The following is a 25,375-nucleotide window of genomic DNA, read 5'->3' on the forward strand; positions in this document are numbered from 1 at the left end:
AGAGGCCCTGTCACACGATGAGCAGTACTACCAACTCGCCGACGCACCACACGTCCACGATCGGCGCCATCGGCGCGCCGAGCCGGCGCAACACCGAGCTGGCACTGCTCGTGTTCGCCGTCCTCATCCCGGTCTTCGCCTACGCCAACGTGGGGCTGGCCATCAACGACGAGGTGCCCGCCGGCCTGCTGAGCTACGGGCTCGGCCTCGGCCTGCTGGCCGGCGTCGGCCACCTCGTCGTGCGCAAGTTCGCCCCCTACGCGGACCCGCTGATGCTGCCGCTGGCCACCCTGCTGAACGGGCTGGGACTGGTCGCCATCTGGCGCCTGGACCAGTCCGAGCTGCTCCAGGACATCCAGCAGGCCGGCACCGCCGCGCCCCGCCAGCTGATGTACACCGCGATGGGCATCGCCCTGTTCGTCGCCGTGATGGTCTTCCTGAAGGACCACCGCGTCCTCCAGCGCTACACCTACATCTCCATGGTCGGCGCGCTGTTCCTGCTGCTGCTGCCGCTGGTGCCCGGCCTCGGAAAGAACATCTACGGCGCGAAGATCTGGATCCAGGTCGGCTCCTTCTCCATCCAGCCCGGCGAGTTCGCCAAGATCGTCCTGGCGATCTTCTTCGCCGGCTACCTGATGGTGAAGCGCGACGCGCTCGCCCTGGCCAGCCGCCGCTTCATGGGCCTCTACCTGCCGCGCGGCCGCGACCTCGGCCCCATCCTGGTCGTCTGGATGGTCTCGATCCTCATCCTGGTCTTCGAGACCGACCTCGGCACCTCACTGCTGTTCTTCGGCATGTTCGTGATCATGCTGTACGTGGCCACCGAGCGGACCAGCTGGATCGTCTTCGGTCTGCTGATGTCCGGGGTCGGCGCCGTCGGCGTCGCCAGCTTCGAGCCCCACATCCAGCAACGCGTCGACGCCTGGCTCGACCCGATGAAGGAGTACACGCTCTCCCGCGCGGGCGTCGGGGGCCACTCCGAGCAGGCCATGCAGGCCCTGTGGGCCTTCGGCTCCGGCGGCACCCTCGGCACCGGCTGGGGCCAGGGCCACTCCGAGCTGATCCGCTTCGCCGCCAACTCCGACTTCATCCTCGCCACCTTCGGCGAGGAACTCGGCCTGGCCGGTCTCATGGCGCTCCTGCTGCTCTACGCGTTGATCGTCGAGCGCGGCGTGCGCACCGCCCTCGCCGCCCGCGACCCCTTCGGCAAGCTCCTGGCCATCGGCCTGTCCGGCGCCTTCGCCCTCCAGGTCTTCGTCGTCGCCGGCGGTGTCATGGGCCTCATCCCGCTCACCGGTATGACCATGCCCTTCCTGGCGTACGGCGGCTCCTCCGTCATCGCGAACTGGGCCCTGATCGGCATCCTGCTGCGCATCAGCGACACCGCGCGCAGACCGGCACCCGCCGCTCCCGCCAACCCAGACGCCGAGATGACCCAGGTGGTCCGACCGTGAACAAGCCGCTGCGCCGCATCGCGATCTTCTGCGGCCTCCTGGTGCTCACCCTGCTCGTCCGCGACAACTGGCTCCAGTACGTCCAGGCGGACGAGCTCAAGGAGGACGAGCACAACCGCCGGGTCGCCATCGAGCGGTACGCCACCCCGCGCGGCGACATCATCGTCGACGGCAAGGCCATCACCGGACACGCCACCACCGAGGGCGACTTCAAGTACAAGCGCACCTACAAGGACGGCGCCATGTGGGCGCCCGTCACCGGTTACGTCTCCCAGGCCTACGGCGCGACCCAGCTCGAGGCCATCGACGACGGCATCCTCACCGGCAACGACGACCGGCTCTTCTTCCGCAACACCCTCGACATGATCACGGGCCGCAAGCGCGAGGGCGGCAACGTCGTGACCACCCTCGACGGCGCCGCGCAGAAGGCCGCCTACGACGGTCTGAAGAAGCAGGGCGCCAAGGGCGCCGTCGTCGCGCTCGAACCGTCCACCGGCAAGATCCTCTCCATGGCCTCGTACCCGTCGTACGACCCCACGGCGATCGCCGGCAGCAACGAGGCCGCGGGCGAGGCCTGGAACCGGCTCCAGAAGAAGAACAACCCGAACGACCCGATGCTCAACCGCGCGCTGCGCGAGGTCTACCCGCCCGGTTCCACCTTCAAGGTGCTCACCGCGGCCGCCGCCCTGGAGCACGGCAGGTACGACTCGGCGGACGAGAGGACCGACTCCCCGCTGCCCTGGACCATGCCGGGCACCACCACCGAACTGCCCAACGAGGGCGACCTCCCCTGCGAGAACGCCACCCTCCGCGAGGCCCTGCGCGTCTCCTGCAACACGGTCTTCGGCAAGATCGGCTCCGACCTCGGCAACGACGAGATGCTGGAGACGGCCAAGAAGTTCGGCTTCACCGAGGAGCAGTTCGTCCCGGTCCGCTCCAGCGCCTCGGTCTTCTCCGACGACATGAACCCGTCGCAGACCGCGCTCTCCTCCATCGGCCAGTACAACACCGCCGCCACGCCGCTTCAGATGGCCATGGTCACCTCGGCCATCGCCAACAACGGCAAGCTGATGAAGCCGTACATGGTCGACGAGCTCCAGGCCCCGAACCTCGACACCATCGAGAAGACGGAACCCGAGGAGATGAGTGAGCCGCTCTCCGCGGACAACGCCCAGATCCTCCAGTCCATGATGGAGACCGTCGTCGAGGACGGCACGGGAACCAACGCCAAGATCGACGGCGTCACCGTGGGTGGCAAGACCGGTACCGCGCAGCACGGTGTCGACAACAGCGAGAACCCCTACGCCTGGTTCATCTCGTACGCCAAGGGCGACGACGGCAGCGCGCCCGTCGCGGTGGCCGTGGTGATCGAGGACGAGAACGCCGTCCGCGACGACATCTCCGGAGGCGGCCTCGCGGCGCCGATCGCGAGGAACGTGATGGAGGCCGTTCTGGACAGCAGGAAGTGACCACGGGCTGAACAGGACGTGACTCCGGTCACGTCCCCTTCACATAGGCGCACGTTGCGATACCGGTCCTGTATCGGGTATCGAGCTTGGCCAGGTCACCCGGAACGAGCCGGGTACGGTAGGCCGGACGGCAGCCTCCGACCGTACAAGCATGCCGGTCGGGACCGACGGAGAGGGCTGGTAGGTAACCATGGAAGAGCCGCGTCGCCTCGGCGGCCGGTACGAGCTGGGCCCCGTGCTCGGTCGTGGTGGCATGGCGGAGGTTTACCACGCTCATGACACCCGGCTCGGACGCCAGGTGGCGGTGAAGACACTGCGCGCGGACCTCGCGCGCGACCCGTCCTTCCAGGCCCGCTTCCGCCGGGAGGCCCAGTCGGCCGCCTCGCTCAACCATCCCGCGATCGTGGCGGTCTACGACACGGGCGAGGACTACATCGACAACGTGTCCATCCCGTACATCGTGATGGAGTACGTCGACGGTTCCACGCTCCGTGAGCTGCTCCACTCCGGCCGCAAGCTGCTGCCCGAGCGGACGCTGGAGATGACGATCGGCATCCTCCAGGCCCTGGAGTACTCGCACCGGGCGGGCATCGTCCACCGCGACATCAAGCCGGCCAACGTCATGCTCACGCGCAACGGCCAGGTCAAGGTCATGGACTTCGGCATCGCCCGCGCCATGGGCGACTCCGGCATGACGATGACCCAGACCGCCGCGGTGATCGGCACCGCCCAGTACCTCTCCCCGGAGCAGGCCAAGGGCGAGCAGGTCGACGCCCGCTCCGACCTGTACTCCACGGGCTGCCTGCTCTACGAGCTGCTGACGGTGCGGCCGCCCTTCGTCGGCGACTCCCCGGTCGCCGTCGCCTACCAGCACGTACGCGAGGAACCGCAGGCGCCCAGCGTCTTCGACCCCGAGATCACGCCCGAGATGGACGCGATCGTGCTGAAGGCCCTGGTCAAGGACCCGGACTACCGCTACCAGTCGGCCGACGAGATGCGGGCCGACATCGAGGCGTGCCTCGACGGCCAGCCCGTCGCCGCCACCGCCGCGATGGGCGCCATGGCCGCGGGGGGCTACGGCGCCTACCCGGACGACCAGCCGACGACCGCCCTGCGCTCCGACGCGGGTGCGGGCGCCACGTCCATGCTGCCGCCCATGAACCCGGACGACGGCGGCTACGGCTACGACGAGCGCCCCGACCGGCGCCGCCAGCAGCCGCGCAAGTCGAACACCTCGACGATCTTCCTCGTGCTGGCCGGCGTCCTCGTCCTGGTCGGCGCGATCCTGATCGGCATGCAGGTCTTCGGCGACGACGGGGGGCCGAGCAACGACAGCGTCGCGGTGCCCGGCCTCGTCGGCCAGTCCCAGGCCGACGCCAAGCAGCTGCTCACCAACTCCGACCTCGAGCTCGGGACGGTCGAGCGGAAGCCCTGTGAAGAGCAGCCCAAGGGGAACGTCTGCTCGCAGAATCCCGAGCAGGGCACCGACGTCAAGAAGAAGTCCACCGTCGACCTGGTCGTCTCGACCGGTGCGCCGAAGGTCGCCGTGACCAACGTCATCGACAAGAACGTCGACGAGGCACGGCAGCAGCTCGAGGACAAGGGCTTCAAGGTCGAGACCAAGCAGACCGAGTCCTCGCAGGACGAGGGCACGGTCCTCAGCCAGGACCCGGACCCGGGCACCGAGCTGGAGAAGGGCTCCACGGTGACCCTGGAGGTCGCCAAGGCCGAGGAGAGGGCCACCGTGCCCGACGTGCTCGGCCGCAGCTGCGACGAGGCCAAGGCCCAGATGCAGAACAACGACCTCGAGGCCACCTGCACGGACCAGCCCACCAACGACCCGAACCAGGTCGACAAGGTGATCTCCACGACGCCGGCGGCGAACCAGACGGTCGACAAGGGTTCGAAGGTGACGATCGTCGTCGGCAAGGCCGTGCAGAAGACGAAGGTCCCCGAGGTCCGCACCAAGCCCCTCGCCGAGGCCCGGCAGATCCTCCAGCAGAGCGGCTTCACCAACGTCCAGGTCGCCCAGGGCGCTCCGGGCGAGGACAACGCGGTGGTCATCGCCATGGACCCGCAGCCCGGCACCGAGGTCGACGACCCGGCCGCCACCCAGATCACCCTCACCACCGTCGGGGGCAACGGAGGCGGCGGCAACGGCGGCGGTGACAACGGCGGCGGCGGCATCATCGGCGGCCTCCGCGGCAACGACGACTGACCCGCCGTACGGGCCGACGACGGAGCCCCGGCCCCTCACCCGAGGGGCCGGGGCTCCGTCGTGCGCGCCGGGCCGCTCGGCCGCCGGCGGAAACGGTCAGCGCAGCTCCGCCGGCGGCGTCCGCTCCTCGTCGACCTTCTCCGTGCGCACCAGCTCGCCCCACACCACGTACCGGTAGCGGCTCGTGTACACCGGCGTGCAGGTCGTCAGGGTGATGTAGTGCCCGGCCTTCTTCTTGCCGGACTCCTTCGGGACGGGGTCGAGGACCCGGACGTTGAACTTCGACGTCTCGGGGAGGACGGCGTACGTCTTGTAGACGTACCAGGTGTCCTTGGTCTCGAAGACGATCGCGTCGCCCTTCCCGATCTTGTCGATCCTGTGGAACTTCGCCCCGTGCCCGTCGCGGTGGGCCGCGAGCGAGAAGTTGCCCTTCTTGCCCGAGGTCGGCAGCGCCGACTCGACCGGATCGGTGTAGTAGCCGGCCACGCCGTCGTTGAGGATCTTCATCGACGTGCCCTTCTCGACCAGGATGTCACCGTTGCCCATCGCCGGGACGTGCAGGAAGCCGATGCCCGCCCTGGTGTCGAGCGCCCCGGGGCCGTGCGGCCCGACCCGGTCCTGGGCCCAGTCGTCACGGACCTTGTCGGCCTGCTCGTCCGCCGCGCGGTCGGCGATCACGTTCGTCCACCACAGGGAGTAGACGACGAACAGGCCGAGCACCAGGCCCGCGGTGATGAGGAGTTCGCCGAAGACGCTGACGACCTGGGCGACGATCCGCCCGGGGCCGCGGCGGCGTGCCGGGGACCGCGGTGGGCCGTCCTCGCCGGCGTGTTCCTCGTGCTGCGTGTCGGTGGTCGATGCCACTGGTCATCCGCCCTTAACTGACGAGCGCATCCGGCTTGCCCTTGCTGCGCGGCCGTTCCTCGACCATCTTGCCCCAGACGATCATCCGGTACTTGCTGGTGAACTCGGGCGTGCAGGTGGTGAGGGTGATGTAGCGGCCGGGCTCCTTGAAGCCGGACTGCTTCGGCACCGGGTCGAGGACGCTCACGTTGCTCGGCGAGGTCACCGGCAGGATCGACGCCATCTTGTAGACGAAGTACTCGTCCTGCGTCTCCACGACGATCGCATCGCCCGGGTCCAGCCTGTTGATGTACCGGAACGGCTCCCCGTGCGTGTTGCGGTGCCCCGCCAGCCCGAAGTTGCCCGTCTTCGCGTCGGGCATCGCCGTCTTCAGCGCGCCCTCGGCGTAGTGCCCGACCATGCCCCGGTCCAGCACCTTCTTGCTGTTGATGCCCTCCGCGATCGGCACCACGACGTCCAGCTTGGGGATGTGCAGCAGCGCGAAGCCCTGCCCCGGTTGGAAGGTCCCCGGATTGCGCCTGCCGTTCGCCCAGTCGTCCTGGAGGTTGCTCGCCGCCTTGTCCGCCTGCGCCTGCGCCCGCACGTTCGTCCACCACAACTGGTAGGTGACGAACAGCAGCATGAGCACGCCGGTCGTGATGAAGACCTCGCCTATCGCCCGGCTGGCGATCACCGCGGCGCCCGGCTTGCGCGCACGGGCCTGCCGACGCGCCTCCACGCGCGACAGAGGCGCTTTCGGCGCCGTGGACGACTCGGAGTGCACCGACGGCCCGCGGGAGGCGCCACGACGCCCGTGACGCCGTTTGGCCGCCTTCCTGCGGGCGGCGCGCCCCCCGTCGGCCGGACCGTCCGTGCCGGGGGCGGAGGCCCGCCGTTGCGGGGGCGGGTCGGGGACCCGCAGCGCCACCGTCTCGTCGTCGAGCGGCTGCCGGTGCGCCCCGCCGGAGGAGAAGTCCTCGTGCCGGCCGTCCCCGAACGCACCGGAATCCCCGTACGGCTGTCCGTACGGGGATCCCTGGTCACCGGCCGCGCCGGAGTCGCGCTCGGGGCGCAGCGCGGTCACGCCGTGGCCCTGCCCACCACCGGGGCGAGCCCCGCCGACCTCGCCACCGCGCCCTGGTCGCCGCACTCCGCCAGCCAGTTGGCCAGCATCCGGTGCCCGTGCTCGGTGAGCACCGACTCCGGATGGAACTGGACGCCCTCGACCGGCAGTTCCCGGTGCCGCAGCCCCATCACGATGCCGTCGTGCGTCCGCGCCGTCACCTCCAGCTCGGCCGGCACCGTGGCCGGCTCCGCCGCCAGCGAGTGGTACCGCGTCGCCGTGAAGGGCGAGGGCAGACCGGCGAAGACGCCCCGGCCCGCATGCTCGACCGGCGAGGTCTTGCCGTGCAGCAACTCGGGCGCCCGGTCCACCACACCCCCGTACGCCACCTGCATCGACTGCATGCCGAGGCAGACGCCGAAGACCGGCACCCCGGTCGCCGCGCAGTGCCGCACCATCTCCACGCAGACCCCCGCCTGCTCCGGCGTGCCCGGCCCGGGGGAGAGCAGCACGCCGTCGAAGCCGTCCTGCGCGTGCGCCGTCGACACCTCGTCGTTGCGCAGCACCTCGCACTCGGCGCCCAGCTGGTAGAGGTACTGGACCAGGTTGAAGACGAAGCTGTCGTAGTTGTCGACGACGAGGATGCGCGCGCTCACTGGTTGTCCACCGTCACATCGTTGAAGGGAAGCAGCGGTTCGGCCCACGGGAAGACGTACTGGAAGAGGACGTAGACCACGGCCACCGCCAGCACGAGTGAGAGCAGCGCCTTCACCCACGCGTTCCCCGGCAGATGCCGCCAGATCCAGCCGTACATGCCGTCCCTTCCGTCGCACCACGGCGCCAGACTCACGCCGTACCGCACCCAGACTAACGGCGTGGTGCCCTCCGGAACGGCGTCAATCCACAGGCTGGGCGTAGTGCAGGTCCGCCGTGCCGGAGTAGCCCGGCAGCGTCACCTTCCCGTCGTCCTCGACCTTCCAGCCGAGCCCGTAGACGTTGACGTACACCATGTAGTTCTGGATCGTCGGCGACGCCGCGAGCGCGTCCTTCAGGCGCTCCGGGTCACCGACCGCCTGGATCTTGTACGGCGGCGAGTAGACGCGGCCCTGGAGGATCAGGGTGTTGCCCACGCAGCGCACGGCGCTGGTGGAGATCAGCCGCTGGTCCATGACCTTGATGCCCTCGGCGCCGCCCTGCCACAGCGCGTTCACGACCGCCTGGAGGTCCTGCTGGTGGATGACCAGGTAGTCGGGCTGCGGCTCCGGGTAGCCGGGGAGTTTGGCGGTGGCGTCCGGCGGGGCGTCGTCGAGCGTGACCGATATCGCCTCGCCCTTCAGCTTGTGCGTGCCCGCCTTCTTCTCCAGCTCCGCGAGTTCGTCGTCCTCGGCCTTCGTGCTGCCGTCGTCCCGGTCGGCGAGCGCGTCGATGTCGTCGCGCAGGGCCGCGTTGGACTCCTCCAGGCCGCCGTTCTCCCGGCTGCGCTCATGGATGAGGTCGGACAACTTGAGCAAAGAGGCATCCGTACGGATATCGGTGCCTTTGGCGGTGTCGAAGCTGGTGAAGAAAATGAGCCCCGCGAGAGCGAAGACGGCCGCCGTGAGGATCCGCACGGGCCGGAAACGGCTCCGGCGGACAGGGCTGGATCCCGCCTGGGGGGAGTCGGCAGAATTGCTCAACGTACCCTTATCTCCTTCGGCGCCACGGAAGCACTACGCTAACGGACGCCCGGGGGAGCGCTCGAAGTCCCCGACCCCGTTCCCTGCGCGGCCACGCAGCGCATCGACAGGAGAGACCCTCGTGCCGAAGTCACGTATCCGCAAGAAGGCCGATTACACGCCGCCGCCCTCGAAGCAGGCGACCAGTATCAAGCTGACGAGCCGCGGCTGGGTCGCGCCCGTCATGCTGGCCATGTTCGTCCTCGGCCTCGCCTGGATCGTCCTCTTCTATGTGACCGACGGTTCCCTTCCCATCGACTCGCTGGGCAACTGGAACATCGTGGTGGGCTTCGGTTTCATCGCCGCCGGATTCGGTGTCTCCACGCAGTGGAAGTAGCCCGGCGGCGGTCCGGGATACCTCTGCCCAGGGCTATCCACGGAGTTATCCACAGGCACTGTCCACACGGTGGGGAAAAGAAAGACGATCTGTGGATAACCCACCGGGCGTTGACGCCGGTGTGACGGAAGTACCGGCAACCGAAAACATGTTCGCCCCCTGCCTGACCTGCGGAAACACGGGTCAGTGACAGGGGGCACACCTGTTCCCGCACGCTGTGCACAAGATCGGGCACCCGCTGTGGACAAACGGCGCTCAGGTGAGCTGCGCGGTCCTCAACAGGGTCAGTCCGACCAGCACCACGAGGACCAGCGCACAGCTGCCGTACTGGACGAGGGCCCGCCGCTCGCGTGGGGCGTGGAGCATGGCGTAGCCGATGACGGCACCGGCGACGAGGCCGCCGATGTGGGCCTGCCAGGCGATGTTGGCCCAGGTGAAGGTGAAGACCAGGTTGATCGCCAGGAGGATGACGACCGGGCGCATGTCGGCGTTGAGCCGGCGGACCAGCGCGGCGGTGGCGCCGAAGAGCCCGAAGACCGCGCCGGAGGCGCCGAGCGTGGCCGTGCTGGGTGAGGCGAGCAGGTAGGTGAGGACGCTGCCGGCCAGACCGGAGACCAGGTAGAGCGCGAGGTAGCGGGCTCTGCCGAGGGCCGCTTCCAGGGGGCCGCCGAGGAACCAGAGGCTGAGCATGTTGAAGCCGATGTGCCAGATCTCCTCGTGCGTGAACGCCGTGGTGACCAGGCGGTACCACTCGCCCTCGGCTACGCCCTCGGTGGGGACGAAGGGGGCCGGGGGCCAGCGCCCGATCAGCACCATGTCGCTCAGGAACGAGTCCGACAGGGCGTGGACGGCGAGGAACACCGCCGCGTTGATCCCGATGAGGATCTTGGTGAGCAGGTGCGGGTCGGCGGCGATGGTGCCCCCGGCCAGCGTGCGCGGCCGGGCGGCGGCCGGGGCGGGCCCGTGGCCTCCCGTGCGGCCGGCGGCGCAGTCGGGGCAGTGGAAGCCGACCGACGCGTTGACCATGCAGTCCGGGCAGATGGGGCGCTCGCAGCGGGTGCAGCGGATGCCGGTCTCACGGTCCGGGTGGCGGTAGCAGCCGGGCAGGCCCTGGGCATCGGGTGAGCTGGCTGCCGCGTGGTCCATGGCGTCCCCTCGGTCGTCCTGCGAGCGGTGTGCGCAATCGCACCGCCCCGCCCATCTTTACGGATGAGCGGGGCGTTTGGTTCCTGCCCGGTGTGCCGCGGTCAGCCCTCGCGGGTCTCGACGACGACCGACTCGATGACGACGTCGCTCAGCGGCCGGTCGGTGCGGGGGTTGGTCTGCACGGCGGCGATGGTGTCCACGGTCTTCCGGCCGGCGTCGGTGACCTCACCGAAAATCGTGTGCTTGCGGTTCAGCCAGGTCGTCGGGGAGACGGTGACGAAGAACTGCGAACCGTTGGTGCCGGGTCCGGCGTTGGCCATCGCCAGGAGGTAGGGCCTGTCGAAGGCGAGGTCGGGGTGGAACTCGTCCTCGAACTGGTAGCCGGGGCCACCGGTGCCGTTGCCCAGGGGGTCACCGCCCTGGATCATGAATCCGCTGATCACCCGGTGGAAGACCGTGCCGTCGTAGAGCCTGGCCGTGGTCTTCTCCCCGGTCTCGGGGTTGGTCCACTCACGCTCGCCCTGGGCGAGCTCGACGAAGTTCCTGACCGTCTTGGGGGCGTGGTTCGGCAGGAGCCGGACCTCGATGACGCCGTGGTTGGTCTTCAGGGTGGCGTAGAGCTGCTCGGCCACGGTGTGCCTTCCGTCGTCTTCTCGTGCCCACCGATCCTCGCACGGCCCAGGGCGCGTACGTCGACCGGCGGGCTGATCCTGCTCCGATTCGGCGACGCCGGTTGCGGATGCCCGCCCGGGGGACGAGAGGAGGTGCTACGACTACGACGAGTACCGCTGGGTCACGAGCACAGGGCGCCGATCCGTGGCATTGTCGTCGACAGGCTCCCGTTGCCCGGTATTCATCCGTTATCGAGGTTGATCGACTCTTGATCGCGACTTCGTCATCCTTTGCCCCGCAAAGCCCACAGATCCCACAGATCGCACAGGCATCGCCCGTGACCCGGATGCCCGCCCTCACATGCCTGGCAGTGCGTCCGCAGGCATGATCCGTAAAAGGGTGGAAAGTCGAATTACCGTACGCCACCGAGGAGGAGGAACCCGTGACCCGCATCGACAGCGTGCGCGCCGCGACCGGTTCGGCGAAGGACAGCGTGCTGCACGCCGCGGAAGTGGTGGCGCCCTACGCCGACACGGCCAAGGACAGGGCCGCGCACTACGCACAGGAGGCGCGCGGACGGCTGGCGCCCAAGGTGTCGCAGGCCGCATGCCAGGCTCGCCTCCAGTACGGCGCGCATGTGGCGCCGTACCTGGAACAGGCCCGTACGCATGTGCCGCCGAAGGTGGACGCGGCCGCCCAGGAGGCTGCCGTCCGCACGCGCCTGGCCGCCCGGCAGGCGGCCGACTACTCCAAGCCGAGGATCGAGCAGGCGGTCGCCGCCGCCGTGCCCGTCAGGGACGAGGCCGCCGCGCGGGGTGCCGCCGCGCTGGCCGCGCTGCGGGGCCAGGTCACGGCCAAGGAGATCCAGAAGCTGACGCGCAAGCATCAGCGACGGGCGAGGGCCGGGCGCATCGCCAAGGTCCTGGCCGTGGCGGGGGTCGTCGCGGGCGGCGCCTTCGCCGCCTGGAAGTGGTGGGACAAGCAGGCCAACCCGGACTGGCTGGTGGAGCCTCCGGAGGCGACCGAGGTTCCGGAGTCGGGGAGGCTGACGTCGGTGGACGGCACCGGTGAGGCGATCCTCGACCCCGAGGTCCAGGCCAAGCAGGCCCAGGACGAGGCGGCTGAGGGTGAGGAACCCCGCTGACCTACGCCGGGCCGGTGCGCGACGCCGTGGGGCGGGAGACCTGAGGGTCTCCCGCCCCACGGCGTCGTTTCACCTGTGGTCTTGTGTCACGCGCGGCGTTGTTTCACGTGAAACCGTCGCTCAGCGGCCGTAGCGGCGCTCGCGCAGGGAGTAGGAACGCAGGGCGCGCAGGAAGTCGATCTCACGGAAGTCCGGCCAGTAGGTCTCACAGAAGTGGACCTCGGCGTAGGCGGACTGCCAGAGCAGGAATCCGGAGAGGCGCTGTTCGCCGGACGTACGGATGATGAGGTCGGACTCGGATCGTGTCTTGGAGTACAGGTGCTTGGAGATGTGCTCCATGGTGAAGGTCTCGATGAACTCGTCGATGTCCCCGCCCTGGGAGCTGTGCTCGGTCAGGGCGGACCGTACGGCGTCGACGATCTCCCGACGGCCTCCGTAGCCCACGGCGACGTCGACCTTGGTGCCGCCCTTGCGGTCCTGGGTGGCGGCGGTGGCGGTCTTCAGGCGGCTCGCGGACTCCGCGGGCAGCAGGTCCAGCGCACCGACCGCTTCGACGGGCCAGGGGTTCCCCGGCGCGGCCAGCTGCTCGACGACTTCCGCGATGATGTCGATGAGCGGGTTCAGCTGGTCCTCGGGCCGGTGGAGGTTGTCGTCGGAGAGCATGAACAGGGTGACGTGCTCGATCTGCGCGGAGTCGCACCAGCGCAGGAAGTCCAGCACCTTGGCCCCGCCGGCCCGGTAACCCTCACGCGGATCGTCTATGCCCGACATTTTGGCCCAGCGGCGGTTTCCGTCGAGCATGATGCCGATGTGCTGGGGGCGTGGGCGTCCCTCCAACTCCCTGACCAGGCGCTTCATATAGAGCTTGTCGAGAGCGGCCCGTACCTTCGCCCGCATGGTTACCCCTTCCACCTCGTCGGCAGCGACCGGACGGCTCCGACGGCGATGAGCCACGTGGCACCGCCCCGCAGGGGTGTGGCGCTGGTGCCCTGTGGGGTGACGATATCAAGAGCAGACCGCACCTCCCCGGTGCCGAGGGGCGGCCATCCGTGGGCTCCCGCGCGGGGAGCCGCGGGGAGCGGTCGGTCGTTCATCCCGATCAACTGGCCTTCTTCATTGAGTCGTTGTACGGCGGACACGATGCGTGACGGGACGGTCGCGCCACCGGCTGCTCGGTGGCTGCGCCGCGACCGCGCCGGGGCGGCGGCGTGGCTGCCCCATGGCTGCGCCGTGGATGCGAAGAGCCCGTCCTGACTTGCGTTTCCGCAGGTCGGACGGGCTCTTGAGGTGTGGAGCCTAGGGGAGTCGAACCCCTGACATCTGCCATGCAAAGACAGCGCTCTACCAACTGAGCTAAGGCCCCGTAGGAGGCTTCCGGCCGGAGGAACCACATACCGGCAGGCGCCGCGGACAAGACTACCGGGTCGCCCCCCGTATCTCACAAATGATGGGGACTCCCGGGGAACAACCACGCTCCGTAAGATGCTCGGCGTGGTTCGCTGGAGCGAACTGCGGTTCTTGGGGAAGCGATGGGGAGACGCAATGGACGCCGCACAGCAGGAAGCCACCGCAAGAGCGCGGGAACTGCAGCGGAACTGGTACGGGGAGCCGCTGGGGGCGCTCTTCCGTAGGCTCATCGACGATCTTGGTCTCAACCAGGCCCGTCTCGCGGGGGTGCTGGGGCTGTCCGCGCCGATGCTGTCGCAGCTCATGAGCGGCCAGCGGGCGAAGATCGGCAATCCCGCGGTGGTCCAGCGGGTACAGCTGCTGCAGGAGCTGGCGGGTCAGGTCGCGGACGGCAGCGTGAGCGCGGCCGAGGCCACGGAGCGCATGGACGAGATCAAGAAGTCGCAGGGGGGCTCGGTGCTGAGCAACACCACGCACACGACGAACAGTTCGGGCGCGCCCGCGGTCAAGCGCGTGGTGCGCGAGATCCAGTCGCTGCTGCGTTCGGTGGCGGCGGCCGGGGACATCATCGACGCGGCGGACGCGCTCTCCCCCACCCACCCGGAGCTGGCGGAGTTCCTCCGGGTGTACGGCGCCGGCCGCACCTCGGACGCGGTGGCGCACTACCAGTCCCACCAGAACTGATCGCGGGCCCGGCTGCCGAGGGGGCGGTGGCCGGGCGCCGAAGTGGCGCCAGGGGAGGAGCGACGCACGGTCATGGGTGAGGTCTTCGCCGGACGGTACGAGCTGGTCGACCCGATCGGTCGTGGCGGGGTCGGTGCCGTCTGGCGTGCCTGGGACCATCGCCGCCGACGCTACGTGGCCGCCAAGGTGCTCCAGCAGCGGGACGCGCACGCCCTGCTGCGGTTCGTACGGGAGCAGGCCCTGCGCATCGATCACCCCCATGTGCTCGCACCCGCCAGCTGGGCCGCCGACGACGACCAGGTCCTGTTCACCATGGACCTGGTCACGGGGGGTTCGCTCGTCCACCTGATCGGGGACTACGGCCCCCTGCCCGCCGGGTTCGTGTGCACCCTGGTCGACCAGCTCCTGGCGGGCCTGGCGGCGGTCCACGCGGAGGGCGTCGTGCACCGGGACATCAAGCCCGCCAACCTGCTGCTGGAGGCCACCGGGACGGGCCGGCCCCGGTTGCGGCTCTCCGACTTCGGGATCGCGATGCGGTTGGGCGAGCCCCGGCTGACGGAGACGAACCTCGTGGTGGGGACGCCCGGTTATCTCGCGCCGGAGCAGCTGATGGGGGCGGAGCCGGACTTCCCCGCCGATCTGTTCGCCGTGGGCCTGGTCGCCCTGTACCTGCTGGAGGGGGCCAAGCCGGACGCCAAGGCGCTGGTGCAGTACTTCGCCGAGCACGGGACGCCACCCGCGCCGCAGGGCATCCCCGAGCCGCTGTGGCAGGTCGTCGCGACGCTGGTGCAGCCGGACCCGGAGGCGAGGTTCCGCACGGCGACCGGGGCGCGCAAGGCGCTGGCCTCCGCCTCGGAGCTGCTGCCGGAACCCGGGCCCGACGACGAGCTGATCGAGATCTTCGACCAAGTCGGGCCGCTGCCCTCGGGGTTCGGCCCCGCCGGGCCACTCGTACGGGCGTCCGGCGTGGACAGCACCCCGACGGACCCGCGACGGATCTCCGCCCCGGCCGGCACCCCGTCGTCCCCGGGCCGGCCACCGGCACCCCCGAACGGCACCCCACCCACCCTCGACCGGCCACCGGCACCCCCGAACGGCACCCCACCGCTCCCGGAGCACGCGCCGACGGGCTCAGCGTCGATGGGCTCGGCGCCGACGGGTACCGACGCCGCCTCGGGCCGCACTCCGCCCGACCCGGCGGAAATCCCCCTCGCCCCCGGTCTGTCACCACCCGTCCCGGGCGACGCGCCGTCGGCATCGTCCGGTGGGGCCGCGCGGCCCGCCGCCATGTCGGAGACCGGCAGTTTCCGCCTGCCACCCCCGCAGGCGACCCTCACCTCCCCGTCGTCACCCGCCCCCAGGCCCCAGCCTCAGCCCCACTCTCTCCCCCAGCCCCAGCCCCAGCCCCACCCTCTCGCTCATCCCCAGCCCCCAGCACCGTCGTCGGTCGGTCCCGACGGGCCGCGGTACGGGGCCGCCGCGTACCCGCCACCTCCCGCGTCGGCCACGACGCCGTCCTCGCCGCAGCGCGCCGACTCCCCGACCGCGTCGTACACCGCCCGGACCCCGCAGGCATCCCCACCCGCGCAGCACCGCGCGCGTCGTCGGAGGCGGCGCCGGCCCGGACCTCCGGCCAGGGTCGCGGTCCCGCTCCTGCTCCTCGCGCTGGTCTGCTACGCCGTGGGCTTCTGGGCGCTGAGCCGCCTGTGAGGACGGGCGTCCGCTAGGCCCTGCGCCGGGCCACCGCCGTCCACACGCCCAGGCCGACGAGCAGCAGACTGCCGGTACCGATCCCGCCGGCGGCGACCGCCTTCATGGCGAGGCCGTCGCCGTCCGCGGCCCCGCCTTCCGCGGGCCCGTTCTCCGGGGCTGCCACCCGGTCCTGGGCAGACACCTCGAAGACGCCCCCCGGCCGGGACTCCCCCGCGTACTGCGGCCCGGCCCGCCCCGCCCCGCTGAGCCGCACCCGCAGGGTCAGCCCGAAGGGGCCCTCGCCGAAGTCGTCGGCGACCTGCGCCGCGAGGTGCACCACGAGGTAGTACGCGCCGGCGAAGCGCATCCCGGCGACCTGCCCGTCGGGGGCGTACCGGTTGGCGTGGTCCACCGGAGGCAGCGGAGCGAGCCCGACGGTCGTCCGGCGCCCGGCGTACCCCTTGGCGGCGTCGTCGACCTCGCCGCGCACCGGGTTGTGCAGGGCCAGGTGCAGGGCGCCGGTGGCGTAGCCGGAGGTGTCGCCGGAGCCGTCGAGTTCGGCGGTCGCGTGCACGCGGCGGCCCCAGTCGACCGGCACCTCGTAGAAGAGGGTCTGTCCCGGTCGGATGTCGTCGCGCCACACTCCCTGACCGACCGGGGTGGCGTGGGCGAACCCCTGGCCGCCCGGACGGCGTTGCGGCTCACCGGCGAGGGGCTCGGGTGTGGCGGAGTCCCAGGGCGCGGGTGTGGTGGGCGCGTCGGCCCCCGCGGGGCGCGGTTCGGTGACGGCGGCCAGTTCCAGGTCCCAGGCCCGGGGCGGGGAGTCCTGGGGCCTGGTCCGCTCGACGGTGACGTAGTAGGTGCCGGACTCCTGGCAGCGGGTCGCGCCGGGGACGATCTCGCGTCTGCTCCAGGCCGTGACCGGGCGGGGACTGTGGGCGGCGCCGAAGGTGGCAGTGTCGGTGGAGCAGGAGTTGCCGTCGGCGTCCCACAGCCGGACGCGGATGCCGTCCACGGCGGTGACCTCCCCGGCGGAGCCGGGTACGGCGGTGACGGTTATGTAGGTGTCGGAGGAGGCGTCGAGTTCGACGCGGTAAGAGAGGACACCGTCTCTCGGCAGGGAGCTGCGGTACGTGGCGCCGGGCTCCAGCGCGGCGGCGTCCGCGGTGCCGTTCGCGCCCTCGATCCGCCGGGCGTCCCCGGCGAAGGCGTAGTCGGCGGGCTCATCGGCCGCGAGGGCCGGACCGCCGAGCAGTGCGGCGGTCGAGGCCAGTACGGCGGTCAGGGCGGCCGACCGCACCGGTCCCGGCACCCGACGCGTCGTCGGGGGCGCATGCCGCCGGGCCTGCCCCGACCCGGCACGGCGCCGCGCCGTACCCCACCGTCCCACCATCCGCCACCCCTCGCGCTCACCGGCGCCGCCGCCGTCCGGACCGGACCCTGGCCCATCCTGCCGCGCGACCCCCTGCCCCCGCGCCCCCGCACGGAATCCGGGCAACACAAAACCCCGACCGCAGGGCGGCCGGGGTCTGCTCAGAACCGGATGTCGGTCGTACTCACGAACCCGTGGGCACGGAGTCAGTCGCCTCCGTCCACAGATCCTGCTCGGCGCGATCCGCCTGGATCTGGCGGTACACGAGGAGCCCGCCGATGGCGGCCAGTGCGACCAGGAGAAGCTTCTTCACCGCGCGACCTCGTCTTTCCTTGACGTAGGGGACCTCTGGCGCCCGACTATACACACCGGCCGATACCGATCGGTGACCTGTGCCGACGGCCAACTTCCCACCCCCGCGGCCCGATACGGACGGACGAAACCGTTCCGATCGAAGGGTGATCACACCTCCACGGAGGGTGACCATTTGTCCCGCTCCCTCCCGCATGGAGACCTTTTCCGACCCCTTGCGGCCATCCGGGTGGTGTTCATCTGAACATCGCCGCGCCACGTGTGGAGGTCCACCACTTCGCGGTCCGCATACACATCATGAGGAAAGTACGCAAATCGCCCAACCCGAAAGTGAGGGGTTATGGCCCGGAACAAGGTCATGACGCTGTGGACCACCATCGTCACCGCCTTCCTCGCGCTGTGCACGGCGCTCGGACTCATCACGACGACCGCCTCGGCGGCCGTACCGCAGACCCGAACGCACAGCAACAGCGAGAGCGTCTCCCCCGAGGCGGCACCCGCGGCGGCGGCCCCCTGGTCCGGGTCACGTACCGGCTCCCTGCCCCCCACGATGAAACAGCGCATCCACGCCGAGGCCCACGGCAAGGCGCCCAGCTGCCGGCACCGCCCGCTCACCGACGCCGCCTCGGCCACCGGCCTCCTGTGCGACGACGACACGGCCGAGACCCCGGCCCAGCACACCGCGCCCCTCCAGCGCTGAGCGACCCCGCGCGCGCCCGGACCCCGGCGCGCCCCCGACACCGACGTCACGGCGATCTGCGTACAGCACCGCACGCGAGAAACGGCCCGGCCGCTCGACAGAGCAGCCGGGCCGCCGCCGTGTGCGGGGGCGGCCCCGGTCGTCGCCCCGGTGCGGCGGCGGCCCTGCTCGTCGTCCCCGGTGCGAGGGCGGCCGCGGCCGCCGTCCCGTGCGCCGGGGCCCCTTCCCGCCGGGGCGCACCCGGGGAGCCGTAGCCTGGAGCCGCACCAGGACCCAGCCCGACGACGAAGAGGTGGTGAGGGCCGGCGTGAGCAGGCACGTCGTCATCGTCACGGCCGTCCACGGCCCCTCGGCCCCCTTCCTCGCCGAGGCCCACGCGTCCCTGCGCGCGCAGGAGTTGCCCGCCGGATGGGACTGGCGCTGGGTCATCCAGGAGGACGGGCGGACGGACGACGTACGGCCCCACGTGCCCGACGACCCGCGCGTCGTCTTCCGGCAGGGACGGCCGGAACGCCAGGGCGGCCCCGGAGTCGCGCGCACCATCGCCCTGTCCCACGCGGACGGCGAGTACGTGAAGATCCTGGACGCCGACGACCAGCTCACCCCTGGCTCCCTGGCCCGGGACCTGACCGCTCTGGAGGCCGACCCGACCCTCGGGTGGGCCACCTCCCGGGCCCTGGACCTGCTGCCGGACGGCTCGACGGCCGGTTTCCCGGGCGACCCGGAGCACGGGCCGATCGAGCCCGGCGAGGTGCTCGACCACTGGAAGGCGAACGACTTCCGTTCCCAGGTCCACCCGGCGACACTCCTGGTACGGCGCGACCTGCTGCTCGCGCTCGGCGGCTGGATGGCCCTGCCCGCGTCCGAGGACACCGGTCTGCTGCTGGCGCTCAACTGCGTCAGCCGGGGCTGGTTCTCCGCCGAGGTGGGCCTCCTCTACCGCAAGTGGCAGGGGCAGGTCACCGGTCAGGCGTCCCACGTGGACCCCGCCGAGCGGGCTGCCCGGATGGCGGTCGTCGAGGCCAGGGCACTGGCGCTGGCCTCCTCCGGATGGAGCTTCCCGCCCGGAGCCGGCGGCCCGCGCGAGCGTCCCTGAACCGGGCGGAGCGGTGAGCGGGCCCGCGGTTCAGGGGAGCGTCTCGGCGTCCACCCGCGAGAAGATCAGGTCGCTCTCCCCGGTCACGGGGCCGCGCAGACGGACCGGCACACCGGGCGCACCGCTCAGGGCCGGGGGATAGCTCCCGGGCGCGTAGTCGTTGGCCATCCGGTACACGTGGAAGCCCGCGTCGCGCATCACCGCCAGCAGTTCCTCGACGGAGTCCCCGAGCCGCGCCATCCGCTCGGGCGTCACCTCGACGCCGATCTCCGCGTCGGGCCGCAGCGCGCCGAGCATCGGCGCCATCCCGCGGACGACGCTCCCCTCCGCGCCCTCGACGTCGATCTTGATCACCCGGGCGTGCGCGATCTCGGCCGGGTCGAGGAGTTCCGGCAGCGGCCGGGCCTCGATCTCGAAGGTCGACTCCGCCGGGCCGTCGTAGGGGACGATGCTGTTCGCGCCCATGTTGCGCGAGCTGGCGAGCACGAAGGTCAGCGTCCGACGGCTGTCCGACACGGCGGCGTTGACCGCGCGGATGTTCCGGCGGCCGTTGAGCCGGGCGTGCCGCACCAGCCGGTGGTGGACGTCGGGGGAGGCCTCGATCGCGACGACCCGGCCCTCGTCGCCGACGAGCCGGGCGGCCAGGACGCTGAACACCCCGATGTTGGCCCCCACGTCGACGAAGGTGTCCCCCGGCCGCAACCGGCGCCGCAGCCAGGCCGTCATGTGCGGCTCCCAGACGCCGAACAGGTACAGGTACCGCTGGATGAGGTCCTCAGTGTCCACGGTGAACAGGTCGCCGGAACGGACCCTGACGACCCGTCGGCGCGGGTGGTCGCGCAGCCGGGGGTTCAGCCAGCGGGCGGCGAGCGCCGCCTTGCCCCACCCTCCGGGCGCGCCGCGCACATAGCGGCTGCCGAGCGTCACCAGCGCCTCCGGCGCGCGCATCCCCGGTCCTCCCGCGCTCCTCAGTCCGTCCCCGTCACGGTGATCGCGGCGGCCGGGCACCCCTCGGCCGCCTCCCGCACCCGCGGCGCGTCGACATCGTGCTCACGGCCCGGTATCACGGCGCCCAACCCACCCACCTGGGTGAAGACGGTCGGTGCCCGGTGCACGCAGTCTCCGGAGCCATAGCACTGCTCGGGGTCGACGGAGATCCTCATACGTACTCCAGCGGCGGTCGGCTGCGGAACCTACAGGACGTGCCTGCCCGCGGACCGGCGCACTGAACCCGCCTCGCGCGCACCTGCGTTGAACCGGCCGGCCTCGCGCGCGTGACCGCGGCCGCCCGCGGGGCGTCGGTGCGGGAGGCGGTGCCCGGCGGTTCACGGTCGAGGCTCGGCGCGTGATCCGCCGCCCCGCCCGCACGGCAGCCGTCCACGGGGGACCGACCGCCGCCGCCCGCCACGGTCCCCGGCGCCCGCCGGCATGATCGGGCACCGGTCCCTCCCCTCGTGGGGACCGGTGCCGGACCATGCCGGCGGCGTGCTGCGCGGATTGGACCGGGACGGGGCCGGGCAGATGAAAGCCGACCGAAGCTGACCGAGAACATGCGGCCGCACCGGATGGCTCTCCGGGCGCTGGGCCGCTGACCTGTCCGGGCGCCGGGCGGCCGCCTCGCCACTGCGACGCGATCCTGCCAGTCGAGGCCGCCGAAGAGGAGGTGGTGGTGCCGCAACGATGACGTAACCGCAGGTCAGACATATAGAGTGAGTTTTCCGGTCCGGACGTCCAGGTGCGGAGGAAGTGAGGAGTGAACGCCGCGGGTTTCGACTCAGGGGCACGCACGGCCTTCGCCGAACGTCTCGCACTGCTGTACAAGGAGGCCGGCAACCCTCCCCTCAAACGCGTCTCCGAAGCAGTCGTCCGGCTCGAGCGGGTCGACGAACGCGGGCGCCCCGTACGGGTGTCCGCGCAGCGGATCAGCGACTGGCGGCGGGCCAGGAACGTACCGGCCCAGTTCCCCGCCCTCGCGGCGGTCCTGCACGTCCTCATACCCCAGGCACGGCGCGCACGGCCGGTACCGGTCTCCGCCGGCCTGTACGACCTGGCCCAGTGGCAGCGCCTGTGGGAGCGGGCGGTGGCCGACCCGACCGGCGAACGCCCGGCGCCGTCCGATCCGGACGAGGAGCACCCGGCGGCCGACGCCGGCCCCGCCCCGGGCGGGGTCTGCCCCTACCGCGGACTGGCCGCCTACCGGCAGGAGGACGCCGGCTGGTTCTTCGGGCGGGAGCGGAGCACGAACGCCCTCGTCACCCAGCTCCGCGCCACCGAGGCCACGGGCGGCCTGGTCATGCTCGTGGGTGCCTCGGGGGCGGGGAAGTCCTCGCTGCTGAACGCCGGACTGGTGCCCGCCGTGCGCGACGGCGCGCTGGACGGGGGGAGCGGCCCCCGCAGGCAGGTGCTCCAGCTCGTACCGGGAGGTGATCCGCTCGGTGAGCTGATCCGCCGGATACCCGGGCTCGCGTCCGTCGTGGCCGCGACGGAGGAGCCCTCGGCACAGGGCGCGGCAGTGGGCGGTCATGTGGCGCGGGCCCATGTGGCGCGGGCCCATGTGGCGCGGGCCCATGTGGCGCGAGGCCATGCGATGCGGGACCGCTCCACACCGGACCGCTCCACACCCGACCGCCCCAGACCAGATCACCCCACACCCGACCGCTCCACACCAGATCACCCGACACCGGACCGCCCCACACCGGACCGCTCCGCGCCCGACCGCTCCGCGCCGTACCGGCCGGCCGAGGCCCCCGCCGCACACGGGCCGCCCGGCACCCCGGAGTTCGCTCGTGCGGCGCGGGAGGCCGTCTCGGCATGGGCCGGCGACAGCACGACGTCGTCGTCCGCCCGCCCGGTCGTCATCGTGGACCAGTTCGAGGAGATCTTCACCCTCTGCGCCGAGGAATCGAACCGGCGCCTCTTCGTCCAGCTTCTCCAGGCCGCCTGCACCCCCGCAGGCCCCGACGACCCGGCACCCGTGCTCGTGGCCCTCGGAGTGCGCGCCGACTTCTACGAGCAGTGCCTGCGCTACCCCGAACTGGCCGACGCGCTCCAGCACCGGCACATGGTGCTCGGGCCGCTGACCACCACGGAGCTGCGCGAGGCGGTGACCGGCCCGGCCAAGGCCGTGGGCATGGAACTCGAACCCGGACTGGCGGAACTGATCGTCCGTGAGGTCAGCAGCGACAGCCCCCGCGGCGCCCACGACGCGGGCGTGCTGCCGCTGCTCTCCCACGCCCTGCTCGCCACCTGGCAGCGGCGCAAGGCGGGCCGGCTGACCCTGGCCGGCTACCGCGCGGCCGGCGGCATCCAGGGAGCGGTGGCGGCGACCGCCGAGCGGGCCTGGTCCGGCCTGGACCCGGCCGCACGCACGGCCGCGCGACTGCTCCTGCTGAGACTGGTCCGGGTGAGCGAGGACACCCAGGCCACCCGCAGGCGGGGCACGCGGCGCCGGCTCGCGCAGGAGTCCAGGGACCCCGGCAAGACCGAGGAGTCACTCGAAGCGCTGGTACGGGCCCGGCTGGTGACACTCGACGCGGACACCGTGGAGATCACCCACGAGGCGCTGCTGCACGCCTGGCCGCGGCTGCGCGACTGGATCGACGAGGGCCGGGCCGACAACCTGCTGCGCCAGCGGCTGGAGGAGGACGGCCGGGCCTGGGAGGAGTCGGAGCGGGACTCCTCCCTGCTCTACCGCGGCTCCCGGCTGGAGCAGGCCCGCGGCTGGGCGGAGTCGGCGGGCGACACCCTCCTCACCCGCAGCGCCGTGGAGTTCCTGGCCGCGGCGGTCAGGCTGCGCCGGCGCACCGTCCTGATCAGCCGCGCCGCGGTGGCGTCGCTGGTCGTCCTGGCGCTGCTCGCGGTCGGTTCCGCGGTGATCGCCTGGCAGCAGCGCAATGACGCGGTCTTCGGCCAGGTGGTCGCCGAGGCGGACCAGGTCCAGTACACGGACCCCTCGCTGTCGGCCCAGCTCGACCTGGCGGCGCACCGCCTGCGACCGGACGACGAGAACGTACGGAACCGGCTGATCTCGATCGTGAACGCGCCGCTGGCCACACCGCTCCTCGGCCACACCGGCGCCGTCTACCTCACCTCCTTCAGCCCCGACGGCCGGCTCCTGGCGACGGCCAGCTACGACCGGACCGTACGGCTGTGGGACGTGTCGGACGCCGCTCGCCCCGAACCGCTGGGCGCTCCCCTCACCGGCCACACCAGCTGGGTGAGCGCCGCGGTGTTCAGCCCGGACGGGCGCACCCTGGCCAGCGCCTCGGACGACGGCACCATCCGGCTGTGGGACGTGAGCGACCCCGCCCGCCCACGCCCGCTCGGCGCCCCCGTACCCGGCCGCGGCGGCACCGTCTACCTGCTCGCCTTCGGACCGGACGGGCACACCCTGGCCTCCGCCCACGACGACCGCACCGTCCGCCTGTGGAACGTGGCCGACCCGGGCCGCCCCGAGAAGCTCGGTACGCTGACCGGCCCCACCGCGGCGGTGCGCTCGGTGGCGTTCAGCCCCGACGGACGCACCCTGGCGGCCGGCGGCGACGACGACACCGTCCGGCTCTGGGACGTGGCCGACCCGCGCGCGGCCACACCGGTCGGCCGGCCCCTGACCGGCCACACCGACCTGGTGCACTCCGTCGCCTTCAGCCCCGACGGACGCACCCTGGCCAGCGGCAGCGCGGACGACACCGTCCGGCTCTGGAACGTGGCCGACCCCCGCGACGCCGCCCGGATCGGCTCCCCGCTGACCGGGCACACCGGGCCCGTCTGGTCGGTGGCCTTCAGCCCCGACGGCGACACGCTCGCCGCGAGCAGCGCGGACAGCACGGCGCGCCTGTGGAACGTCAGCGACCCGGCCCACCCCTCGCAGGTCGGCGTGCCCCTGTCGGGAAGCAGCGGCGAGATGTACGCCCTGAGCTTCAGTCCGGACGGCCGCACGCTCGCCACCGGCAGCGGCGACAGCAAGGTCCGGCTCTGGTCCATCCCGACGTCGGACGTGCCCGGCCGCACCGGGGCGTTCCGCCCGGACGGCCACGTGCTGGCCACGGCGGCCCGCGACGGTCGGGTCCGGCTGTGGAACGTGTCGGACCCCGGCCGGCCCAGGTCCCTGAGCGCCCCCTTCCGTCCCGCGGAGGGCGACGTGCGGTCGCTGGTGTTCTCCCCGGACGGCGGTACCCTCGCGGTGCTGACGGGCAGCCGCGCGATGCAGCTGTGGGACGTCTCCGACACCGCCCGGCCCACCGCGCACGGCCCACCCGTGAAACTGCGCACCCGCTACGCCGGTCCCGACACCCTGGCCTTCGCCCCGGACGGCGACACGCTGGCCACGGCCTACGACGACCGCACGATCCAGTTGTGGAACACGGCCGACCCGTCCCGCCCCCGCCCGCTCGGCAAGCCGCTCGCCGGCCACACGGGGTACGTCAACACCCTCGCCTTCAGCCCGGACGGGCGCACTCTCGCCAGCGGCGGCGCGGACGACACCGTCCGGTTCTGGGACGTCGGCGGCCCCGCGCCCGCCGCCCGCCCCGGCTCCCCGCGCACCGGCCACCTCGGTCCCGTCAACGTCCTGGCCTACAGTCCCGACGGCCGTACGCTGGCCAGCGGCAGCGACGACGGCACGGTCCGGCTCTGGAACACCACCGACCCCTCCGGCGCGCCCCGGCCCGACTCCACCCTCTCCGGCCACACCGACTCGGTGGTGTCACTGACGTTCAGCAAGGACGGCGACACCCTGGTCAGCGGCGCCAACGACAACACCGTCCGCCTCTGGGACGTCGGCACGCCCGCCGAGGCCGCCCCCATCGGGGAGTCGATGAGCCCCAACGCCCAGACGGGCACCTTCCTGTCCTTCAGCCCCCTGAGTCACATGCTCGGCATCTCCAGCGGCACGGACACCGTACGGCTGTGGAACCTGGACGTGGACGACGCCATCGACCGCATCTGCTCCTCCACCCGGGGCGTGCTCACCGAGGAGAAGTGGCACGAACACCTGCCCCGCCTCTCCTATGAGCAACCCTGCGACCGATGAAGCGGCCCCCGCCCCCACAGCGAGGCCCCCGATCCGAGGCCCCCGCCGGCCCACGCCCGCACATGCCGAAGGCCCCCAGC

22 protein-coding genes and 1 tRNA gene are annotated in these 25,375 nt (G+C 71.7%); 10 read left to right on the forward strand and 13 right to left on the reverse strand.

What is annotated here, in order from left to right; all coding sequences use genetic code 11:
- The first annotated feature begins 17 nt into the window (after nt 1-17).
- From ACGF5T_RS05550 to pknB, 3 genes are all read left to right on the forward strand, one after another.
- Nucleotides 18-1,454, forward strand: coding sequence for an FtsW/RodA/SpoVE family cell cycle protein (locus ACGF5T_RS05550; protein ID WP_356602579.1), 1,437 nt, complete (start codon nt 18-20; stop codon nt 1,452-1,454).
- Nucleotides 1,451-2,923: a penicillin-binding protein 2 gene (locus ACGF5T_RS05555; RefSeq protein ID WP_366769202.1), complete on the forward strand. Its 1,473-nt coding sequence runs from the start codon at nt 1,451-1,453 to the stop codon at nt 2,921-2,923. Before ACGF5T_RS05550 ends, ACGF5T_RS05555 begins: the two co-directional genes overlap by 4 nt.
- A gap of 190 nt (nt 2,924-3,113) precedes the next feature.
- Entirely contained in the window at nt 3,114-5,141 is a 2,028-nt protein-coding gene (gene pknB, locus ACGF5T_RS05560) for a Stk1 family PASTA domain-containing Ser/Thr kinase (RefSeq protein WP_366769203.1), read from the forward strand.
- 96 nt (nt 5,142-5,237) lie between these two features.
- On the opposite strand, the gene ACGF5T_RS05565 is transcribed toward pknB, so the two are convergent.
- From ACGF5T_RS05565 to ACGF5T_RS05585, 5 genes are read right to left on the reverse strand one after another with little or no spacing between them, the layout of a single operon-like run.
- Nucleotides 5,238-6,005: a class E sortase gene (locus tag ACGF5T_RS05565; protein ID WP_356602585.1), complete on the reverse strand. Its 768-nt coding sequence runs from the start codon at nt 6,003-6,005 to the stop codon at nt 5,238-5,240.
- Between the two features lie 13 nt (nt 6,006-6,018).
- Nucleotides 6,019-7,068, reverse strand: a complete 1,050-nt coding sequence (locus ACGF5T_RS05570; RefSeq protein WP_366769204.1) for a class E sortase — start codon at nt 7,066-7,068, stop codon at nt 6,019-6,021.
- Nucleotides 7,065-7,703 carry an aminodeoxychorismate/anthranilate synthase component II gene (locus ACGF5T_RS05575; RefSeq protein ID WP_356602589.1) on the reverse strand — a complete coding sequence of 213 codons (639 nt, stop codon included), beginning with the start codon at nt 7,701-7,703 and terminating at the stop codon, nt 7,065-7,067. The genes ACGF5T_RS05570 and ACGF5T_RS05575 overlap by 4 nt, the downstream gene beginning before the upstream one ends.
- Entirely contained in the window at nt 7,700-7,897 is a 198-nt protein-coding gene (locus tag ACGF5T_RS05580; protein ID WP_174532177.1) for a hypothetical protein, read from the reverse strand. Before ACGF5T_RS05580 ends, ACGF5T_RS05575 begins: the two co-directional genes overlap by 4 nt.
- 46 nt (nt 7,898-7,943) lie before the next feature.
- Nucleotides 7,944-8,723: a DUF881 domain-containing protein gene (locus ACGF5T_RS05585; RefSeq protein WP_356602591.1), complete on the reverse strand. Its 780-nt coding sequence runs from the start codon at nt 8,721-8,723 to the stop codon at nt 7,944-7,946.
- 121 nt (nt 8,724-8,844) lie between these two features.
- Between ACGF5T_RS05585 and crgA the strand changes: the two genes are divergently transcribed.
- The gene (gene crgA / locus ACGF5T_RS05590) at nt 8,845-9,099 is read left to right on the forward strand and encodes a cell division protein CrgA (RefSeq protein WP_115743070.1); all 255 of its coding nucleotides are present in this window, start codon (nt 8,845-8,847) and stop codon (nt 9,097-9,099) included.
- 255 nt (nt 9,100-9,354) lie between these two features.
- Here crgA and ACGF5T_RS05595 read toward each other — a convergent pair whose 3' ends face one another.
- Together ACGF5T_RS05595 and ACGF5T_RS05600 are read right to left on the reverse strand one after the other, a co-directional pair.
- The gene (locus ACGF5T_RS05595) at nt 9,355-10,245 is read right to left on the reverse strand and encodes a rhomboid family intramembrane serine protease (protein ID WP_361015998.1); all 891 of its coding nucleotides are present in this window, start codon (nt 10,243-10,245) and stop codon (nt 9,355-9,357) included.
- 101 nt (nt 10,246-10,346) lie between these two features.
- The gene (locus ACGF5T_RS05600; RefSeq protein ID WP_366769205.1) at nt 10,347-10,877 is read right to left on the reverse strand and encodes a peptidylprolyl isomerase; all 531 of its coding nucleotides are present in this window, start codon (nt 10,875-10,877) and stop codon (nt 10,347-10,349) included.
- A 422-nt stretch (nt 10,878-11,299) separates the two neighbouring features.
- Between ACGF5T_RS05600 and ACGF5T_RS05605 the strand changes: the two genes are divergently transcribed.
- Nucleotides 11,300-12,001, forward strand: a complete 702-nt coding sequence (locus ACGF5T_RS05605) for a DUF5324 family protein (RefSeq protein ID WP_361015994.1) — start codon at nt 11,300-11,302, stop codon at nt 11,999-12,001.
- A gap of 120 nt (nt 12,002-12,121) precedes the next feature.
- On the opposite strand, the gene ACGF5T_RS05610 is transcribed toward ACGF5T_RS05605, so the two are convergent.
- Together ACGF5T_RS05610 and ACGF5T_RS05615 are read right to left on the reverse strand one after the other, a co-directional pair.
- Entirely contained in the window at nt 12,122-12,898 is a 777-nt protein-coding gene (locus ACGF5T_RS05610) for an isoprenyl transferase (protein ID WP_053134011.1), read from the reverse strand.
- 393 nt (nt 12,899-13,291) lie between these two features.
- Nucleotides 13,292-13,364, reverse strand: a tRNA-Ala gene (locus ACGF5T_RS05615).
- A 179-nt stretch (nt 13,365-13,543) separates the two neighbouring features.
- Between ACGF5T_RS05615 and ACGF5T_RS05620 the strand changes: the two genes are divergently transcribed.
- Nucleotides 13,544-14,092, forward strand: a complete 549-nt coding sequence (locus ACGF5T_RS05620; RefSeq protein WP_356602599.1) for a DNA-binding protein — start codon at nt 13,544-13,546, stop codon at nt 14,090-14,092.
- Nucleotides 14,093-14,164: 72 nt separating this feature from the next.
- A complete protein-coding gene (locus tag ACGF5T_RS05625; protein ID WP_366769206.1) occupies nt 14,165-15,802 on the forward strand; it encodes a protein kinase in 1,638 nt (545 codons plus the stop codon).
- 13 nt (nt 15,803-15,815) lie between these two features.
- On the opposite strand, the gene ACGF5T_RS05630 is transcribed toward ACGF5T_RS05625, so the two are convergent.
- Entirely contained in the window at nt 15,816-17,177 is a 1,362-nt protein-coding gene (locus tag ACGF5T_RS05630) for a hypothetical protein (protein WP_366769207.1), read from the reverse strand.
- A gap of 163 nt (nt 17,178-17,340) precedes the next feature.
- Complete coding sequence (locus ACGF5T_RS05635) at nt 17,341-17,469, reverse strand: DLW-39 family protein (RefSeq protein WP_003999697.1); 129 nt, start codon at nt 17,467-17,469, stop codon at nt 17,341-17,343.
- Nucleotides 17,470-17,808: 339 nt separating this feature from the next.
- Between ACGF5T_RS05635 and ACGF5T_RS05640 the strand changes: the two genes are divergently transcribed.
- Both ACGF5T_RS05640 and ACGF5T_RS05645 read left to right on the forward strand, forming a co-directional pair.
- Nucleotides 17,809-18,168, forward strand: coding sequence for a DUF6344 domain-containing protein (locus tag ACGF5T_RS05640; RefSeq protein ID WP_366769077.1), 360 nt, complete (start codon nt 17,809-17,811; stop codon nt 18,166-18,168).
- 307 nt (nt 18,169-18,475) lie between these two features.
- The gene (locus ACGF5T_RS05645; RefSeq protein WP_366769078.1) at nt 18,476-19,264 is read left to right on the forward strand and encodes a glycosyltransferase; all 789 of its coding nucleotides are present in this window, start codon (nt 18,476-18,478) and stop codon (nt 19,262-19,264) included.
- A 30-nt stretch (nt 19,265-19,294) separates the two neighbouring features.
- Here ACGF5T_RS05645 and ACGF5T_RS05650 read toward each other — a convergent pair whose 3' ends face one another.
- Nucleotides 19,295-20,212 carry an FkbM family methyltransferase gene (locus tag ACGF5T_RS05650; protein WP_356602609.1) on the reverse strand — a complete coding sequence of 306 codons (918 nt, stop codon included), beginning with the start codon at nt 20,210-20,212 and terminating at the stop codon, nt 19,295-19,297.
- Nucleotides 20,213-20,232: 20 nt separating this feature from the next.
- On the reverse strand, nt 20,233-20,427 hold the full coding sequence (locus ACGF5T_RS05655) for a ferredoxin (RefSeq protein ID WP_356602611.1): 195 nt from the start codon (nt 20,425-20,427) through the stop codon (nt 20,233-20,235).
- Between the two features lie 590 nt (nt 20,428-21,017).
- On the opposite strand from ACGF5T_RS05655, the gene ACGF5T_RS05660 reads away from it, so the two are divergent.
- A complete protein-coding gene (locus tag ACGF5T_RS05660; protein WP_366769080.1) occupies nt 21,018-25,295 on the forward strand; it encodes a hypothetical protein in 4,278 nt (1,425 codons plus the stop codon).
- The last annotated feature ends 80 nt before the right edge of the window (nt 25,296-25,375 follow it).

The sequence above is a fragment of the Streptomyces sp. NPDC047853 genome, assembly GCF_043204535.1.
In the GTDB taxonomy this organism is placed as follows: Bacteria; Actinomycetota; Actinomycetes; order Streptomycetales; family Streptomycetaceae; genus Streptomyces.

Bases quoted from the DNA above. Each gene is read 5' to 3' on its own strand.
- ACGF5T_RS05550 (WP_356602579.1), top strand. From the start codon at position 18: ATGAGCAGTACTACCAACTCGCCGACGCACCACACGTCCACGATCGGC.
- pknB (WP_366769203.1), top strand. From the start codon at position 3,114: ATGGAAGAGCCGCGTCGCCTCGGCGGCCGGTACGAGCTGGGCCCCGTG.
- ACGF5T_RS05595 (WP_361015998.1), bottom strand. From the start codon at position 10,245: ATGGACCACGCGGCAGCCAGCTCACCCGATGCCCAGGGCCTGCCCGGC.
- ACGF5T_RS05610 (WP_053134011.1), bottom strand. From the start codon at position 12,898: ATGCGGGCGAAGGTACGGGCCGCTCTCGACAAGCTCTATATGAAGCGC.
- ACGF5T_RS05620 (WP_356602599.1), top strand. From the start codon at position 13,544: ATGGACGCCGCACAGCAGGAAGCCACCGCAAGAGCGCGGGAACTGCAG.
- ACGF5T_RS05625 (WP_366769206.1), top strand. From the start codon at position 14,165: ATGGGTGAGGTCTTCGCCGGACGGTACGAGCTGGTCGACCCGATCGGT.
- ACGF5T_RS05630 (WP_366769207.1), bottom strand. From the start codon at position 17,177: ATGGTGGGACGGTGGGGTACGGCGCGGCGCCGTGCCGGGTCGGGGCAG.
- ACGF5T_RS05640 (WP_366769077.1), top strand. From the start codon at position 17,809: ATGGCCCGGAACAAGGTCATGACGCTGTGGACCACCATCGTCACCGCC.
- ACGF5T_RS05650 (WP_356602609.1), bottom strand. From the start codon at position 20,212: ATGCGCGCGCCGGAGGCGCTGGTGACGCTCGGCAGCCGCTATGTGCGC.
- ACGF5T_RS05655 (WP_356602611.1), bottom strand. From the start codon at position 20,427: ATGAGGATCTCCGTCGACCCCGAGCAGTGCTATGGCTCCGGAGACTGC.